Origin of the sequence: Roseivirga pacifica, assembly GCF_900111145.1 — a bacterium.
Classification (GTDB): domain Bacteria; phylum Bacteroidota; class Bacteroidia; order Cytophagales; family Cyclobacteriaceae; genus Roseivirga; species Roseivirga pacifica.
In genome coordinates, this window is record NZ_FOIR01000003.1 from 341,080 (window position 1) to 358,497 (window position 17,418).

The window sequence follows — 17,418 nt, forward strand, 5'->3', positions numbered from 1 at the left end:
CCGATTTCTCAATTTGGAGACTCAATCCACCCGCAATGTTTTTACTGGGTTCGATTTTGCCACACGTATGGACTGCAGACTAACGGTTAACAATGCGATTAACCATGAGCCCACACCTACGATTATGAAAACACCTAGCCCTAACTTAATACTGAAAGCATAACTCGAAAGCCAATCACTCATAAAATAATAGGTAAGCGGTGCGGCTATGGCAAATGCAACAATGACCAAAAGCGTGAACTTTCTAGATAGAATCATTACGATTTGTTGCACCGATGCACCAAGTACTTTTCTGATCCCCATCTCTTTCAACCTCTGCCTTACTGTGAATGATGCTAGCCCGAAAAGCCCCAGCGAAGCAATAATTATTGCCAAAACCGAAAGAATACTAATCACCTTGGTAAGCTGTTGTTCCGAACGATACATTTCATCGATATGCTCATCTAAAAATTTGTATTCAAAAGGCCTTTGAGGGAATAACTCTGTCCAAACCATTTCCATTTCGGCCAGGGCTTCTTTAACGGATTCGCCTTTAATTTTTACGTTCATTTCGCTCCAACCTCCAAAATCTTGTTTGCTCATAAAAAGAGGTTCTACCTTAAGACTCAACTTATTGTAGTTGAAGTCTTTCACCACACCAACTACTTGTCCTAATGTATCGGCACCACCAAAATGAAACTTTGTACCTAGCACACTTTCATTTCCCTGCCGAATTTCCTGAGCCAGCGTTTCATTAATCACAAAGCTCAAACCTGCCTCATCTGCCGCATAGTCATCACTTAAAGCGCGACCTTCTACCATCTCCATTTTATAGAAATCGAAGAAATTATTATCTACAACAACAAAAGAACTGGATCCTTGAATCAAAGCAGTGTCAGCTCGGTACTGCATACTTGTTTGGTGCAAGTTGTTTCCAAGCCTTTGCGAGGTAGCCGTTACATTCGTAACGTTTGGAAGGTTATTAAATTCAGACGCCAGTAAATCGTACTTTTCGTTTGTATCGTCATACATCTGAATGGCAATCACGTTGTCTTTTTCAAAGCCCAAATTCAGGTTTTGCATATAATTGAGTTGGTCGGTTGCCACAACGGTTCCGATAATAATGGCTATGGCAATAGCATACTGAAAAACTACCAAAGCGTTTCTAAAGAAGGACTTACGCGAAGTAGAAACCGCACCTTTAAGCGCCAATACAGGATTAAAACCACTCATAACCAACGCAGGGTAAATCCCAGAAAGAAATCCGATAAACACAGTGGTTGCGACAATCAGCAGTAAATGTTGTGGTAAAAAGAGCAACTGCATGCTCAGTTCTCTATCAATAATTTGATTGAGCGGTTTGATTGCCAAGGCACACAACCCAAACCCAATGAGCAAGGCTATAAAAGTCAACAAAACCGACTCTACCATAAACTGACGTGTAATTTGCCCCTTAAAAGCACCTATGGACTTGCGTACCCCCACCTCTCTAGATCTAGTCGCAGCTCGAGCCGTTGAAAGGTTCATAAAGTTGATACTGGCAATAAGCAACACAAAAAACGCTAGCACTAGAAAGATATTTACAGAGCTACGCGCAAACTTGTTGTAATTATTATAATCGTGGGTAATATCCATTGACCCTAAGTGAACATCGGTAAGCGGCTGAAGAAAAAGCGTATAATACTCCAGCGTTTCCTCACCCATGTATTTCACCAAAAAATCATCGAATTTAGCCTCTAAAGCTGACGGATCTGCATTTGGCGCTAGCTGAAGATAGGTATTCAAATAGTTAGATCCCCAACCATTTTGGCGCTGTTCAGAGTCCCACATACCCGTACCTACAAGCGCATCGAATTGGAGGTGAGAGTTTTCTGGAACATCCTCAAACACCCCACTCACCTTTACTAGGTTTTCACCGCTTGTTTTCAAGGTCTTGCCAATAGGGTCTTCGCTTCCAAAAATCCTTTTGGCCAGCGTTTCGCTTATCATCACGTCAAGATTATCCTTAAAAGCATCCGCTCGGCTTCCTTCAATTAACTTAAAGTCGAACATCTGTAAGAAAGAGGTATCTACGCGTACAAGCTTATCCATGTAAACCTGTTTGTTATTGTACTCCACCAATGTTCTTCCGGCAGTCCAATAGCGCGTAAAATTCACCACCTCTGGATAATCGGCCAGAATATTTGGCCCCATAGGATACATGGAAAGCGCTACTTTCTGCTCAGAAACAGTGCCAAAACGTTGCACCTCATCTAAGCGATATATTTTGGACTTCTTCTCGTGAAAACCGTCAAAATTCAACTCATTATTGACAAACAGTAGAATGAGTAAACAGGCCGACATCCCCAATGCTAGACCAGTAATATTTATAAAGGAATAGCCTTTGTATTTGAGTAAGTTTCTAAAAGCGATTTTGAGATAGTTTTTATACATGACCAATGGGTTGTGAAATTTGAGTTTTCGTTTTAAATCAATGTTTCGTGCCGAAAGCAGCACATCTTTATAGTAATGGAGTTTGGCAGCCGTTGCACCTTTAGCTTCCGCCCTTTCCCAGAAAAGCTCCGTTAAGTCACCATCAAAATCGTCAAACAACGGTTCTGAAATGAGCAGGCGAAGCAAACGCCTAGCAAGTTTTGGAGGATGAACCTTTTTCATTCTTGGGTTGAAAGTTGAGGGATAATGTTCCAAAAGGACTGTCGCAGACTCTGCGCCTCTTTTAGCGATTTAAAGCCATAGGCAGTTACTTTAAAAAGCCGCTTGCTCTTACCACCCCTCTTGTTGGTTGCACCGCCAACCGAGGACTCTAAAAAGCCTTTTTCTTCCAACCTATAGAGTGAAGAATGCACTGCACTGATGTTCACTTTTCGTGAAGCCCTTTCTTCAATTTCGCCTTTTACAGTTACCGCATAAGCGTTGCCGTGCAATGCTGCCACAGCCAAAAGTACCAGCTCTTCAAACTCACCTAAGTGTGTCCCTTTCATATTACCCTCATATTTGTAAACAAAATATAGCGGTTTTATCATTTGGATGTTCTCTACCACTTAAAAGTTTGCTGAAAGAGCAAGATTCAACATTCATATCTGTAATCTTTTTCTCAATGTGAAAAGTCTATCGCAACGAGCACCGTTACAGCACCCCTATTACTCACTGAAAAACAAATAGTTACAAACAAACCTATTATTTGGCATCCCACTTGAATTCATTTAATCGAACTAAAACCAAATATTATGAGCGCATTATCAGATAAATTGAAAGGAAATTGGAACATTGTAAAAGGTAAGCTAAAGCAAGAATACGCTGAACTTACTGACGATGATCTTAAATTCGAGGAAGGTCAGGAAGATGAGCTTTTAGGCCAAATTCAGAAGAAAACAGGTAAGGCTAAAAGCCAGATCAAAGACTTTATCGATGCCATCTAATTTCTAAAAAAAGTAAATGAATGTGAGCTACTCCCGACCAATGCTCTGAAACAATTTTCTTAAATTTTGGATCAAAGCATTTATAATGGGAACAGCACACATTCGCCCTATCGGGGTTGAAGATGCCGCAGCACTTCAAGATCTGGGTATTCAAACTTTTAGAGAAGCCTTTGGTAGTCAAAACTCCTTTGCCGACATGGAGCATTACCTAAACGACAAATTCAGTGATGCTCAGCTAAAGTCGGAAATTGAAACCGAAGGCTCATTTTTTTACTTCTTAGAAGAAGATTCTTCTCCAATTGGTTACCTCAAACTCAACGTAGGCCCTGCACAGTCCGACAACATCCTTCCAAGTGCATTCGAGATTGAACGTATTTATTTAAAAGAGGCACATCACGGAAAAGGTTATGGGCAAGTATTAATGGACAAATCGCTAGATGAAGCCAAAAAACATGGCTGTAACACGGTTTGGCTAGGCGTTTGGGAGCACAACCTAAAAGCCATTAAATTCTACGAGAAAAATGGTTTTACGGCATTTAGTACTCATCCCTTTAAGCTTGGAGGAGATGACCAAACCGATATTCTGATGAAAAAGCCACTTTAGGCCACCCCGTGAAAGAGCTGCTAGCACAAATACGCGCATGTACAATCTGCCAAAATGAATTGCCACACGGAGTCAATCCCGTGGTAGCGGCTCACCCTGAGAGTAAAATTGCCATCATAGGCCAAGCGCCAGGTCGGCTGGTGCATGCTTCGGGCATTCCCTGGGACGATAAAAGTGGGGAGAACCTGCGCAACTGGATGGGCATTTCGGAAGCGGAGTTTTACAATACCAGCAAAGTGGCCATTCTACCCATGGGTTTTTGCTACCCAGGCACTGGTAAAAGTGGAGACCTTCCGCCTCGCCCAGAATGTGCTCCGCAATGGCACGACAAGCTATGGCAATACATGCCCAACATTCAACTCACCCTACTTATCGGCCAATACGCTCAAAAGTATTACCTCAAAAACAAATTAAAGAAGTCGCTAACAGAAAGTGTGAAATACTATAGGGAATACCTACCTGATCATTTTATGCTACCCCACCCTTCACCCAGAAACAACATTTGGCGCGCCAAAAATCGGTGGTTCGAAACCGAAGTATTGCCAGTACTTCAGGAGAAAGTTCATCAGGTTATGAATCCCTAATCATATTTTCTCCTTCTGTTTTTTTGAATAAAAGACTAAACTTACCTCATGCAAATCATCGACCTGAGCCAAGAAATACACGTTGGCATGCCCATGCACCACACACAACCACCAGTTGAAATTTCGGTGCACGCTACACACGAAGCTTGGGAAGGCATTGAAAACCCTGCAACACAGACGCCAAGCGTAAACACTTTAAAAATGAGTGAGCATACAGGCACTCATGTTGACGCGCTCTCGCATATGAGCAGGGCAAATGCCGGTCAAACCATTGACACCATGCCGCTTGAAAGCTTCTATACCAGAGGCATTTGCTTAGATCTTTCGTCTAAACAGCTTTCAGAAGAGATTACCGTGGAAGATTTGCAGGAAGCACTTGCGAAACAAGGGTTAAGTATTCATAAAGGTGATACCGTACTGTTTCACACAGACCATTACCGCAGGCATTACAAAACACCAGATTGGCCTAACAACCCCGGACTAACAGAAGCTGCAACCCGTTGGTTAGGAGAACAACAGATTGCTGCTTTTGGAGTAGAGTCCATGGCCCCAGGAATAAAAGGAAAAACTAACAAACAGGTACACAAAGTATGCGGTGAAATGGGTTTTACACACTACGAAAACCTCATAAACCTGCACCGGCTAATAGATAAAGGAGCATTTCAATTTATAGGACTCCCGCTAAAGATTAAAGGAGGAACAGGCTCTCCTGTCAGAGCCATTGCCGTTTTGGGTTAGCCAGAAACTTTACACTCAAAACCTTAACGCTCCTTCATAATCTCACTAAATAGTTCGATAGATTTCAACCTGTCCTCATGATGATACAAATGTGAGGCGATCATTAGCTCACTTACTCCTGTTTTACTCAAAAACTCTTCCGTCTTTTCCTTCACAGTGGCCTTGCTTCCTACAAAGGCATATTGCTGCATGCGCAAAAATGCCGGATCCTGAGAAATTGCCTTTAGCTCTGGTGTCATATCAATTGGCGGTTGCATATAATCGAGTTTGTTCGTCAACACTCCAAGTATCATCCTTATTTGTGTGGTAGACAAGCGCTCCGCTTCGGCATCAGTATCTGCGGCTATTATGTTCAACAAACCAATGGTATAAGGTTCACCTAAATAGTCAGAAGGCTGAAATTCATTGTAATAAATATTGAGTGCTTCAAAAAGTTGAGCCGGAGCAAAATGACTAGCAAATGCATATGGAAGCCCCATTTTCGCAGCTAAATGTGCGCTATCCGTGCTAGAACCAAGAATGTAAATAGGCACATTTACACCTTCGGCAACAGTGGCACGAACTCTCGCTCCCGCATTGTCGGCAGAAAAGTAGTGCTGGATTGCTTCAACCTCCTCAGGGAAACGATATACCGATTGCATTCTATCCGAACGAATCGCTTGCGCAGTAACCTGATCGGTTCCTGGTGCTCTTCCCAAGCCAAGGTCTATACGGTCAGGGTATAGAGATCCCAAGGTTCCGAACTGTTCCGAAACCACCAAAGGCGAATGATTCGGCAGCATTATTCCTCCTGATCCCACACGGATTTTCTCGGTACCCGCTGCAATGTGACCTATTAGAACAGCCGTAGCAGAGCTGGCTATGCTAATCATGTTATGGTGCTCGGCCAACCAAAACCTATGATAACCTAGTTCCTCGGCCTTTTGGGCTAAATCTAAGCTTCTTTTAAAGGTATCGGCAGGGTTGCTATTAGCGGCTACACTGGCCAATTCTAGTATAGAGTATGGTATATTTTTCTGTGGCATTTCTTCTTCACTTAGGCAAACCTTAATGGCTCACCATGTTCAACAATGGACTACTAACACCTTTCAAACCATTATCATTCAACCTAAAACCAAGTTTTTATTGCCCATGCACTTTTTCAATTATCTTACAAGTTCAACGCGCAAAAGACAACCGATTTTTATTATGAAAAAGCTACTCCTGGCAACGCTCCTTATGGCCACTTTTTGTTTGGCCTGTAACACAAAAAAAGAAACCCAATCTGTACAAACCTCTGGCAATCCGCTCTGGGAAGGATGGTACGCTGACCCCGAAGGCATTGTGTTTGGCGATGAATATTGGATATTCCCAACCTACAGCAATCGCTATAAAAAGCAGGTGCACTTTGATGCTTTTTCCTCTAAAGACCTGGTTACTTGGGAAAAGCACGAGCACGTACTCGACACATCTATTATTAAATGGGCACGACAGGCCATGTGGGCGCCCGCGGCCATTGAGAAAGAAGGCAAGTACTACCTTTTCTTCTCGGCAAATGATATTCAGCGCCCGGGTAGTTCACTTTACAATGCCGATGATGACATTAATCACACTGGGGGCATTGGCATTGCCGTAGCCGACAGCCCGGGTGGACCTTATAAAGACTACTTGGGCAAACCATTAATCAGTGATTTTTATAATGATGCACAACCAATAGACCAATTTGTTTTTAAAGATGTAGATGACACCTACTACATTTTCTATGGTGGTTGGAGACATTGCAATGTAGGCAAACTGAATGATGACTTTACCGGAATAGAACCTTGGAGTGAAGATGAGCTTTTTAAAGAAATAACCCCTGAAGGCTATGTAGAAGGCCCTTTTATGTTTTTGAGAAACAACAAATACTACTTAATGTGGTCAGAGGGTGGCTGGACCAACGGCAGTTACAAAGTGGCCTACGCCATGGCCGATTCTCCAACTGGACCATTCGATAGAATTGGAACAATTCTAGAATCGGACACCACCGTTGCAACTGGTGCTGGGCACAACTCAGCGCTTAATGTACCCGGCACAGACGAGTGGTATATAGTTTACCACCGAAGACCAATACCCAATGAAGACCGCGACCATCGGGTTACCTGCATAGATAAAATGGAATTCAATGCAGATGGCACCATCAAACAAATCAAAATGACCTTTGAGGGTGTAGAAGCACGACCTATTGAGTAATTAAAAACAGCAGTTAAATACTGATTATCAGTATTTTATATTTTCATGTAAAAAATTTTTAACATCAAGTTAAACTTTTCATACCTTTGGTACGTCATTTTTTACATAAGGTCAAACATTTCAAACAACCAAAACATGTCGTATCACGAAAACAGAAACCTAGTAAATATGGCAGCCGCTATTCTGGTGCCTGCTGTTTACTTCTATAGCAGACTTAACAATGTGGCGCTCTCCAGCATGGAGTCAGCCGAACTACTCAAGTTCTGGGGCAAGCAAATGATGATTTACATTTTGGTAGCCATAGGTGTAAGAATTGCCATCGAAATACTTTATGCCATTGCGTACTCTGCGATAACAAAAGAGTCGGTTCCGAAAACCGATGAGCGCGATAAAATGATAGAACTAAAGTCTAAGAATGTTAGTCAAGTCATTTTCATTTTCGGAATTATAGGTGGCATGGGAGCCCTTGCACTCGAAATGTCAGTTACCATGTTTTTTGTCTCTTTTCTGGTAGGAGGCGTATTGGCTGAGCTGGTAGAAAACACCATACAGCTGGTTTATTATAAAAGAGGATTCTGATGAAGAAAAAGTACAAAATACAAAACAACATTAGAACGCTCCGCTTTATGAACGAAGAAATGACCCAGCAACAACTTGCCGAAAAAGTGGACGTTTCGCGCCAAACCATAGTAGCCATTGAAAAAGGCAAATACTCTCCTACCCTTGAACTATCCTTCAAAATAGCTCAAGTGTTTAATGTACCCTTGCACGAGGTATTTTCTTACGAACTAATAGACACAAAACCACAGCGCTAATGCAGGCCTATATAAGACAAAAGTACGGTGGCCCCGAAGTGCTTTCACTAGGTAAATTCCACAAGCCTAGCCCAAAACCTGATCAGCTGCTGGTAAAGGTAAAAGCAGTCTCTGTCAATCCGCTCGATTGGCATGGATTACGGGGAACGCCATACCTAATCAGGTTAAGCATGGGGCTTTTCAAACCGAAAAACTCGTTTCTTGGAGCCGATGTATCTGGAATTGTGGAAGAAGTTGGCAGTGCCATTACCAACTTTAAACCGGGCGATGAGGTCTATGGAGAAATTAACGAAAGTGGCGCAGGCAGCTTTGCAGAATATGTTTGCGTAAGACAAGATTTCTGGGCAAAAAAGCCTGCCAATATTAGTCATGAAGAAGCCGCTGCAGCCCCCATTGCCGCCCTTACCGCAATACAGGGTTTGCGAGATCATGGCGGTTTAAAAGCCGGACAAAAAGTACTGATCAACGGAGCTTCTGGCGGTGTTGGCACGTATGCCGTACAAATAGCAAAAGCCATGGGGGCACATGTAACCGCGGTTTGCAGCACACATAAAGTGGATCAAGCAAACAAGCTGGGTGCCGATGAAGTTGTGGATTACACCAAGTCAGATTTGAGCACATTAAATGCAAAGTTCGACCTGATATTTGATGGTGTGGGAAATTGTGAGGCTAAAATTGCCAAAAGACTACTAAAACCAGGTGGAACATGCCTTTTGGTGGGTTGGGGTGGTTTTAAACATATGGCCAAATTTGTACTTGCCAATGTACTAGTTGGCAAAAAATGGAACCTCACCTTCTTTACTGCCAAAATGAATTTAGATGACTTAGCCTACCTTTCTGAACTGCTTAGCTCAGGAAAAATCAAGTCTATAATCGACAAACAATATGCGTTCGAACAATTACCACAAGCGGTTGCTTATCAAGAAGATGGACACGCTAGTGGCAAAGTTATAGTTACGGTTAATAAGCCCGAACATTCATCTTGAAAAATCGCTGCTTCACCGACCTAATTCACCACTTCAGTAAGTAAAATATAGAAGAGTCATACAAACCCAAGAAATTAGTACAACCAAAAACTCAGTCGCTATGAAATTACTAATCTTCAAAACCAATATCACTGACGAACTCAGGGTAAGAAGAGTCAATGCCCTGCTGGCTTACAACCCAGAAGTAATGGACTGGTCGGTAGACCTAGAAGACATCGACAAAGTGCTTCGGATAGAAGCCGAAGACCAAGTGCAAGAAGCAGAAGTTATGGAGATTGTTAACTCATGGGGCATTAAGTGCGAGGCTCTCGAGGACTAAACCCTACGCACTTAAAAACAGCTTCAAACCAAATTTAAAGACAAGGCAATAATGCTTATATTAAGACTCAACCTTATTGCTTATGTCCTTTACCAAAACGCTCTCATTTCTGATAATCCTTGGTTTATTCGGATGTCAAAAGTTCGAGAAAGAACCATCAGAATTTAAAAACAAATACAGCGACCTTGTGTCATTATTCAAGGACTGGAGAGCCTTTGAAAAACCACCACTACTGAACGGTGCGCCCGACTACACTGCTGCAACATTTAAAAAGCGCTGGCCGCAATTCAAAACACTCCAAAACGAACTATTGGCAATAGATACTACGGGCTGGAGCATTCCACAGCAGGTAGATTATCACATTGTTTGGGCCGAAATGAACGGCTTCGATTTTAACCACAAAACGTTAAAGCCATGGCAAAGAGATCCTGCCTTTTACAAAGTGTTGTGGATGAGCCGCAGTGACGTACCCGCCCACGAAGGCCCCACAAACCATGGCACTCTCGAGGTTTGGACATATGATTTTCCGTTAAATCAAACATCTAAGGCCAAACTAATCAAGGAGCTCAAGGTAATACCCGAACTAAACAAACAAGCCAAAAAGAACCTAACCGGCAATGCCAAAGACCTTTGGGTCGCTGGTATTAGAGATATAAAAACGCAAGCTGAAAACCTAAAAAGCCTAAAGTCAATCAGCGCAATTAAAGCTGATAATAACATCACACAAGCCATAAATCAAGCAATTAAATCGACTGATGACTTTGCTACTTGGCTGGAGAAGGAAGCCAAAACTAAAGATGGACCTTCCGGTATCGGCAAAGAAAACTACACTTGGTACTTACAAAATGTACACCTAGTGCCACTTACCTGGCAAGACGAAGTTATGCTCCTTAAAAGGGAACTTGCTCGCGCTTGGTCATCACTAAAGCTAGAAGAGCACGCAAACAGGAACCTGCCCGAGCTTACGGCAGCCAACTCCCCAGAAAGCTATGACGCCATGGCCAAAAGGTCTGCCAATAGCTTACTCGGTTTTTTGAAAAACCAAAACATCGTTACTGTAAAAGACTATTTCGAACCTGCACTTAACGCCCATTTAGGCGCCTATATTCCCGAAGCAAAACGAAACTTTTTTACCATTGGTGAACACTACGATGCCAGGCCGCTATACTCACACTTCTATCATTGGTTTGAACTAGCCAGGATGGACAACGAACCTCACCAAAGTGAAATCCGAAAAGGCCCGCTGCTCTACAACATTTTCGATTCGCGAAATGAGGGCACCGCCACGGCTGTGGAAGAAATGTTTATGGATGCAGGCCTGTACAAAGACGACCCTCGAGTAAGAGATATTGTATATATAATGATTGCGCAACGGGCTGCCCGCGGCCTTGGCTCACTTTATGCTCATGCCAACCAAATGACCATGGAAGAGGCAGGAGGAATTCATTCGGAGTACACGCCACGTGGCTGGATGAAGACAGAAAAAGAGCTCCTGCTCTTTGAACAGCACTTATACCTGCGTCAGCCCGGCTATGGCACCAGCTATATTACCGGTAAATACTTGCTGGAAGCCGCAATGGCCGATTACGCTCGATTAAACGAAGGTGATTTTGAGGTGAAAGAATTCTTCGACCAACTTAACGCGATTGGAAACATTCCTATGTCGCTTGGTCATTGGGAAATGACGGGCGTGAACAATCAAGTAAAGCAAATTACCAATGCCTTTGAAACTGACAAGAACCCCAATAATTATTAAATAAAACTTAGGATTAAGTAAAACAACTGGCAATTGAGAGGGTTAAATTCATAAACACTTTTTAACCTAAAGCTTTCCTGTGCCCCAAAAATCTAAACGCCTAAAGAAGATAATCCGATACACCCTAGTCGCGCTGGTAGTACTCCTCATTGCGTTCCGAGTTTACCTGCCAACCTTAGTCAAAAACTATGTAAACAAAGTATTGGCAGACATTCCTGGTTATTATGGCCAAGTAGACGATATTGATATTTCACTTTTTCGCGGTGCCTATGTAATAAAAGGCATGTATTTAAACAAGGTTGATGCAAGTTCCGAAATCCCCTTTCTGAAATTCCCGAACAGTGACATTTCAATTGAATGGAAGTCACTTTTTAAAGGTAAAATAGTGAGTGAAATCATTATGGATAGCCCCGAGATAATCTATGTTTTTGAGGACCAACAGGGCGAATCGGACAATGTACCAGAAGCAGATGATTGGACAGACGCATTAACTGACCTTGTGCCCATCGACATCAACCACTTTGAAATACACCAAGGCAAACTGGCCTTCGTACAACTTTCGGCCGACCCTAATATTGATCTTAATATTTCCCAGTTAGAGTTGACCGCAGACAATTTGCGGAACGTAAAATCGAGAGACCTGACCCTACCCTCTACCATAGTGGCATCTGGAAAATCAATCGGAAATGGAGATTTAAAGCTAGAAGGCAACATTAACCTGATAAAGGAGGTGCCAGACATGGACATAGCAGTGAGTCTTGAAAACATTGACGTAACAGCACTCAACGATGCCACTCAGCATTACGCAAGCATCGATTTTAAAGAAGGCAACTTGGGCTTCTTCAGTGAAATTGCCATTGCCGATGGTCACCTAAAAGGCTATATGAAACCACTGCTTGCCGATGCTGTGCTCATCGACAAAGAAGATGGCTTCTTAAGCGTACTTTGGGAAGGTTTTGTTGGCTTCTTCAAGTTTGTATTGAAGAATCAGAAAACCAATACAGTAGCAACCAAAATCCCTATTGAGGGAGATTTGAATGATGTGGACACAGCCGTTTGGCCCACAATTCTAAGCATATTTGAAAATGCATGGATAGAAGCTTTTAAAGGAATTGTAGATAACGATATCCAATTCAAAGATGCGATAAAGAAGGACAAAGGATGACAGTTGTAATGTGACTGTGACTTAGTTTATCTATTTTAGGTCGACTAAACAACACACAAATGCAAAAGGACTATGTTATCATAACTGGGTTGATACTTGGAAGTGCCATGATCGTGGTAATGCTTCTAGTTTACTTCAAAACACATAAATTTGCCTTTGGAGGGGCTGTATTGACAGTTTTTGGCACAATACTAATCGGGCTGTCCATTTGGGCCAATATAGAAGTCAGCATCGGTGTTGATGGTGGTTTAGAAGCCAGATTTTTACAACTAGAAGGCAGTATAGCCAGAACGGAATCGAAGGTTCAGCTAAATTCCGTAGAAAACCGACTAGTTAACATGTCATTAGCCTATGGACATCCAATCGAATTCAAAAAGTTTGACCCTGTACTCACAGACCTGCAAACCGCATTAGAAATCCCAAAACAAGATAATTCATTCGGCATTTTGTTGAATAATGAACAAAAGGACCAACACTATATGCAGGCGATAAAGTTTACTGATTCTGGCAACTATAGAATTGAATATCGTGCCGGAGCTTCAGATAAACATTACTTTTCCAATGTTAATAAAGAGCTTTTAATACAGGCATTCGAAAGTTACTTATTGGGAACAAATGCTTATTTAAATATTATAAGCTGGGAAAAGCTTGAACTATAAGACCTCTATCCTATTGCGGTGCAATTCGATTTTTTCCTCGCGTTCAAGTTTTTTGAGCAGGCGTGATACGACTACACGAGATGTATTGAGCTCTTGAGCGATTTGTTCGTGGGTTTTATTGATTACGAATGAGCCGGAACTCTGCTTTTTGTCCAACAGATATTTCATTAGCCGCTCATCCATATTCATAAAGGCGATGCTATCCACTGTGTTTAACATTTCGTCAAACCTATCGTGATAAGAATCAAAGATGAACTTTCGGAATGAACGGTATTTGGCCATCCAATTATCAATCTGAACCATTGGCACCATCCACAAAGTTGCTTCGCTTTCGGCAATCACTTTGAACTCGCTCATTTGCGTACCCAAACAGCACGAAATGGACATGGCACAGGCATCGCCACCCTCCAAATAATACAGAAAAATTTCTCGGCCTTCAGCATCCTCTCGCATTACGCGCAAAGTACCGCTAAGTACCAAAGGCATCTCCCGGGCTTGCATCCCGGGAGCTATTAAAAGTTGTTCTGTGGCTACAGTAATTTGACGACCAACCTGTTCAATTTCTTGAATCAACTGGTCTTCTAAACCCAGCTGATGGAGTACATCAGCTATTTTTTTCATGCTTGGTCTGCTGCAGCTGCTTGTTTACCAAGATTAAGAATCTCCTTATCAATGGTCCACAAACCAACACCGTCTTCACCAATTATATCGAATAATTCAACAGCTCTTCTAGCAAGGGTTTCTTCCTCACGCTGCTCTTCTACATACCAGTTCAGAAAGTTCATGGTGGTGAAATCTTTTATCTCGTAACAATGGTTCACAATCTTATTGATTGAATTTGTTACTGCGATTTCATGATCCAAAACCTCCTCAAAAACTTCTCTCAAAGAGTTGTAACGATGTTTAATATCAGTGATCTCAGGCTGAATAGCATGGCCACCAGCATCGTTTATGTAGTGAAAGAGCTTGAGCATATGCATGCGCTCTTCATCGGAATGCATGTACAAAAACTGCGCTGAGTTTTCGTAACCAGTCATTTCGCACCAAGAAGCCATTGAAAGATAAGCTGCAGATGAAAGGCCTTCCATTCTGATTTGCTCATTCAACATTTTTTCGGTTTCATCGGTGAGCGAACGCTTCGCTGTTACTTTTTGTCTTTCCATTTTATTCCAGTTTTATAAATTAAATGTACCGCTTTGCACGGCAAATTTGCTATAAGGAAGACAACTTTTAAAACAAAAGAGTGCCATCCATTTCCAATTTAAAATTGGAACAAATAAAGAGAAGCGCGGTTTACTTTTACCGATACCTCAATATTAACACTACTTAAATAAGTGGTTTGTAACCATTGTTACCAAGCTTAGTAAAGCTGGTTAAGGTTACCAGCAGCATAAAACAATTGGGCTTTGGCTTTTTCTACCAACACATACTGTTTTATCAGTTTTATCTGCGATTCTAAAAGCTTATCCTGCTGAAAATTTATCTTGAATAAATCACTCTCCCCAGTTTCGAGGTTAAAGATTTCAGCCTCTAGTAAACGTTCGTAATTGCCAACGGCAGCCCTTAGTAAGGAGAGCATCTGATTGCCATTTTCCAGCTCGAAGTAAACTCCGCGCACATCGTTCAAAATCTGCTGTTTGGTATAAGCTTGCTCAAAGTTGTTCTGCTCTACTTTAATTTTTGTTTGCTTTAGTTTTGCGCGCTCTTTTCTAAGAAAAAGAGGAAACTCCACATCCACACCAAACTTATAGTTGTTTCGAACATCAAGCGGCACAAAGTCTCCATCATAATCAATTGGTGCGTTTATTAGATTATAATTTAAATCGACTCGAGGCTTTAAATTTTCCTTGGCAAGCTTTTCACTCACCTCCAGCTGCTCACCTTTTGCACTCAGTTTGAGTAACTCTGGGTGATTTTCTGTCGCATAACTAATTAGGCTATCAAGTGACTCTTGCGGCAACTCAAAGGCCACATCGAGCACTGGCACCACATTGTCTCGCACCTCTAACGGTATTCCGTTCTCTGCCCACAAATAGTTAGCAAGCTTAAGCGAAGCCTTTCTAAAATCGATAAGCGCAGCCTGTAAATCCGTCTTTCTGTTTTGCAGGGTAATGGCCGCTTGCACAGTGTCCACCACTGCCACTTCGCCAAACTCATAGTCGAGCTTAACCCTGCGGTAAATCTCACTGGAAATATTCAAACTCTGATCTACCACTTTGTATTCAAAGTAGCCAAAGTACCAGTCCCAATAAGCTTTTAGGGCATCTAACACTACTTTGTTGATCATTTTTACTTTCTCCGCATCGTTTATTTTTACAAAAGACTCGGCTTGCCTAACAGCCGCTCGCCTATCGTCTATAAACAGCCCTCGCCCTACAGGTAGACTTAGCCCCATAGTAATTTGCCTGTAGTTTTCGCTTTCGGCAATGTAGTTCTGAGGGTTTACGTACTCCCCTTTATTTCTGTCGAAGCTAATTTTAGGATCGACCGGAAACCATAAAGGCACTTTTAAAGTGGTATTGAATAAGTCGTAATAATCGGTATCCTTATAATTTTTGGCACTCCAATTTCCAGTAAGCTTTGGATCGAAAGCCCCTCTGGCCAATTGAATTTCTTGCTGAGCAGTTTCTGGCAAAAGATTAGCTTGTTTTACCACAGGATGATTTGCCATTACTACCTGTAAGTACTCCTCCAAGGTGAACAAATTGACAGAATCCTCAGGCTCTACCAATTCATCTAGTTTCTTGATTTGAATCTCTTGCCCCAGAACACTAACAGAACATAAGCAGAGCAGAAAGAACAAGGATATGTGTTTCAGAACACTCATTTCTTAGCCTCCTTACCTTGCAATATTGGTTCTTGCGGTGCCTCATATAAGCTCGGAGGGAAACCGTTCAGCTGACGCCATATCTCGTACCAAACAGCCACGTCATCAAGCATTACCCAGCCTTTGGTACCTGACCCAATACGCAGTTGCTCTGGCCACGGCTCTTCCTCAGGGTCTGGCGTTACCAAAATTCGGAACTGGCCCGTAGGTGAATTTACACGGTCAATCACCCTTACTACACCACCAAATGTTCCTACTGAAACACTTGGCCACCCCGTAAACTGAAGTGCCGGCCAACCATCGAACTCAACACGCACTTTTCTACCTTGCTCAATTAGCGGCACATCCATAGCATTCACATACATTTCAACTGCCAAATCAGGGTTGTCTGGCATTATTTGCACCACTGGCTCATCTTCTTTAATTGTTTCGCCAACTCCCACTTGCAAGGCCTTCACTACATAGCCCGCCTGTGGGGCCGTTAGTACGTAAAAGCCACTTCTGGTTTCGTAATTAGCATACTGGTTATTCAGTTTTGCCAAACTACCTTGGGCTTCAAACACCTGTGCATCCGTATTATTCAGTTCCGACTTGGCCTTGCTTATCTTGTCTAAGTATTCCGCCTTGACCCCCGAAAGGTTTACTTGCGCATTGATTAACTCTGCTTTCGACTGAAAGAATTTGTTCTCAGCACTAATGAGCTTCATACGCGATTCGAAGAATTTCGACTCTAGCTCCTGAAACTTGGTCAACGCTATGTTTCCAGCGTCATAGCGCTTTTTATTTCGCTCGTAGATATTCTCTTGGTTGGCAAAACGTACCTTTTCAGCCTCATAGTCCACACTATCGCTGGTAAGCTTGTACTCTACCTGCTTTAACTTATTTTCGGCTTGAGTGTATTTTACCTCCAGCATACTTTCTAAAGCTTTAATCTGCTGTTTTAAGGCATTGCTTTTCTCTTGCTTGGCCGCAATACTCTGCTCCTTGGCATCAATTTGCTGTTTGGTACGCTCCAAAAGTTGAGGGTCAAAATACGCATCCTTTACCTCTGAAATGGTCAATAAAGTATCGCCCTTTTCTACGTATTGCCCTTCTGAAATATGCCATTGCTCAATTCTACCTGCAATTACCGACTCTACAACTTGCGGGCGGTGCACGGGGTTAAAAGCCGTTACTTTTCCATTTCCCCTAATATTCTGTTGCCATGGAAAGAACAATAGAATAAAGAAAATGAAGGCAATGGATAACAGCACTTTAGCCAGCACCTTACCTGCATTTGGCGTTTTGAGCGTTTTGAAGATGATACTCTTCTGCTCAATCGAATGGTTTTCGGGTTTTCCTGATATGTTCAACATA

General features: G+C 42.3%; 19 protein-coding genes. 12 read left to right on the top strand and 7 right to left on the bottom strand.

All coding sequences use genetic code 11. The annotated features are described in order from the left end of the window. Positions 1-21 precede the first annotated feature (21 nt). Positions 22-2,634: an ABC transporter permease gene (locus BMW98_RS16600; protein WP_090259979.1), complete on the bottom strand. Its 2,613-nt coding sequence runs from the start codon at positions 2,632-2,634 to the stop codon at positions 22-24. Beyond that, positions 2,631-2,960, bottom strand: a complete 330-nt coding sequence (locus tag BMW98_RS16605; protein ID WP_090260175.1) for a PadR family transcriptional regulator — start codon at positions 2,958-2,960, stop codon at positions 2,631-2,633. The genes BMW98_RS16600 and BMW98_RS16605 overlap by 4 nt, the downstream gene beginning before the upstream one ends. A 246-nt stretch (positions 2,961-3,206) precedes the next feature. Here BMW98_RS16605 and BMW98_RS16610 point away from each other — a divergent pair, with 246 nt between their 5' ends. The 4 genes from BMW98_RS16610 to BMW98_RS16625 all read left to right on the top strand — a co-directional run bounded on the left by BMW98_RS16610 (position 3,207) and on the right by BMW98_RS16625 (position 5,324). Then, complete coding sequence (locus tag BMW98_RS16610) at positions 3,207-3,398, top strand: CsbD family protein (protein WP_090259980.1); 192 nt, start codon at positions 3,207-3,209, stop codon at positions 3,396-3,398. A gap of 85 nt (positions 3,399-3,483) precedes the next feature. After that, entirely contained in the window at positions 3,484-4,002 is a 519-nt protein-coding gene (locus BMW98_RS16615; protein WP_090259982.1) for a GNAT family N-acetyltransferase, read from the top strand. 8 nt (positions 4,003-4,010) lie between these two features. Beyond that, the gene (locus BMW98_RS16620; RefSeq protein ID WP_090259984.1) at positions 4,011-4,586 is read left to right on the top strand and encodes a uracil-DNA glycosylase family protein; all 576 of its coding nucleotides are present in this window, start codon (positions 4,011-4,013) and stop codon (positions 4,584-4,586) included. Between the two features lie 48 nt (positions 4,587-4,634). Next, the gene (locus tag BMW98_RS16625; protein WP_090259986.1) at positions 4,635-5,324 is read left to right on the top strand and encodes a cyclase family protein; all 690 of its coding nucleotides are present in this window, start codon (positions 4,635-4,637) and stop codon (positions 5,322-5,324) included. 23 nt (positions 5,325-5,347) lie between these two features. On the opposite strand, the gene BMW98_RS16630 is transcribed toward BMW98_RS16625, so the two are convergent. After that, positions 5,348-6,349, bottom strand: a complete 1,002-nt coding sequence (locus tag BMW98_RS16630) for an LLM class flavin-dependent oxidoreductase (RefSeq protein WP_090259988.1) — start codon at positions 6,347-6,349, stop codon at positions 5,348-5,350. A 163-nt stretch (positions 6,350-6,512) separates the two neighbouring features. On the opposite strand from BMW98_RS16630, the gene BMW98_RS16635 reads away from it, so the two are divergent. The 8 genes from BMW98_RS16635 (at position 6,513) to BMW98_RS16670 (ending at position 13,235) form a co-directional block, all read left to right on the top strand. Then, positions 6,513-7,535, top strand: coding sequence for a glycoside hydrolase family 43 protein (locus BMW98_RS16635; RefSeq protein WP_090260177.1), 1,023 nt, complete (start codon positions 6,513-6,515; stop codon positions 7,533-7,535). A gap of 135 nt (positions 7,536-7,670) precedes the next feature. After that, positions 7,671-8,114 (top strand): hypothetical protein, encoded by a 444-nt coding sequence (locus BMW98_RS16640; protein WP_090259990.1) that lies wholly within the window; start codon positions 7,671-7,673, stop codon positions 8,112-8,114. Continuing rightward, complete coding sequence (locus tag BMW98_RS16645) at positions 8,114-8,350, top strand: helix-turn-helix transcriptional regulator (RefSeq protein ID WP_090259992.1); 237 nt, start codon at positions 8,114-8,116, stop codon at positions 8,348-8,350. The genes BMW98_RS16640 and BMW98_RS16645 overlap by 1 nt, the downstream gene beginning before the upstream one ends. Then, positions 8,350-9,336 carry an NAD(P)-dependent alcohol dehydrogenase gene (locus tag BMW98_RS16650; protein WP_090259994.1) on the top strand — a complete coding sequence of 329 codons (987 nt, stop codon included), beginning with the start codon at positions 8,350-8,352 and terminating at the stop codon, positions 9,334-9,336. The genes BMW98_RS16645 and BMW98_RS16650 overlap by 1 nt, the downstream gene beginning before the upstream one ends. Before the next feature lie 100 nt (positions 9,337-9,436). After that, positions 9,437-9,655: a hypothetical protein gene (locus tag BMW98_RS16655; RefSeq protein ID WP_090259997.1), complete on the top strand. Its 219-nt coding sequence runs from the start codon at positions 9,437-9,439 to the stop codon at positions 9,653-9,655. 82 nt (positions 9,656-9,737) lie between these two features. Continuing rightward, complete coding sequence (locus BMW98_RS16660) at positions 9,738-11,411, top strand: hypothetical protein (protein ID WP_090259999.1); 1,674 nt, start codon at positions 9,738-9,740, stop codon at positions 11,409-11,411. A gap of 79 nt (positions 11,412-11,490) precedes the next feature. Further along, on the top strand, positions 11,491-12,576 hold the full coding sequence (locus tag BMW98_RS16665) for a DUF748 domain-containing protein (RefSeq protein ID WP_090260001.1): 1,086 nt from the start codon (positions 11,491-11,493) through the stop codon (positions 12,574-12,576). Positions 12,577-12,635: 59 nt separating this feature from the next. Continuing rightward, positions 12,636-13,235 carry a PLP-dependent aminotransferase family protein gene (locus BMW98_RS16670; protein ID WP_090260003.1) on the top strand — a complete coding sequence of 200 codons (600 nt, stop codon included), beginning with the start codon at positions 12,636-12,638 and terminating at the stop codon, positions 13,233-13,235. Here the strand turns inward: BMW98_RS16670 and BMW98_RS16675 are convergent. The 4 genes from BMW98_RS16675 to BMW98_RS16690 all read right to left on the bottom strand — a co-directional run bounded on the left by BMW98_RS16675 (position 13,230) and on the right by BMW98_RS16690 (position 17,417). After that, positions 13,230-13,856: a Crp/Fnr family transcriptional regulator gene (locus BMW98_RS16675; RefSeq protein ID WP_090260005.1), complete on the bottom strand. Its 627-nt coding sequence runs from the start codon at positions 13,854-13,856 to the stop codon at positions 13,230-13,232. The two genes, BMW98_RS16670 and BMW98_RS16675, sit on opposite strands and share 6 nt — an antisense overlap. Further along, a complete protein-coding gene (locus BMW98_RS16680; protein ID WP_090260007.1) occupies positions 13,853-14,398 on the bottom strand; it encodes a ferritin in 546 nt (181 codons plus the stop codon). The genes BMW98_RS16675 and BMW98_RS16680 overlap by 4 nt, the downstream gene beginning before the upstream one ends. Positions 14,399-14,595: 197 nt before the next feature. Further along, complete coding sequence (locus BMW98_RS16685; RefSeq protein ID WP_090260009.1) at positions 14,596-16,062, bottom strand: TolC family protein; 1,467 nt, start codon at positions 16,060-16,062, stop codon at positions 14,596-14,598. Further along, positions 16,059-17,417, bottom strand: a complete 1,359-nt coding sequence (locus BMW98_RS16690) for an HlyD family secretion protein (protein ID WP_090260011.1) — start codon at positions 17,415-17,417, stop codon at positions 16,059-16,061. The genes BMW98_RS16685 and BMW98_RS16690 overlap by 4 nt, the downstream gene beginning before the upstream one ends. Between the last annotated feature and the right edge of the window lies 1 nt (position 17,418).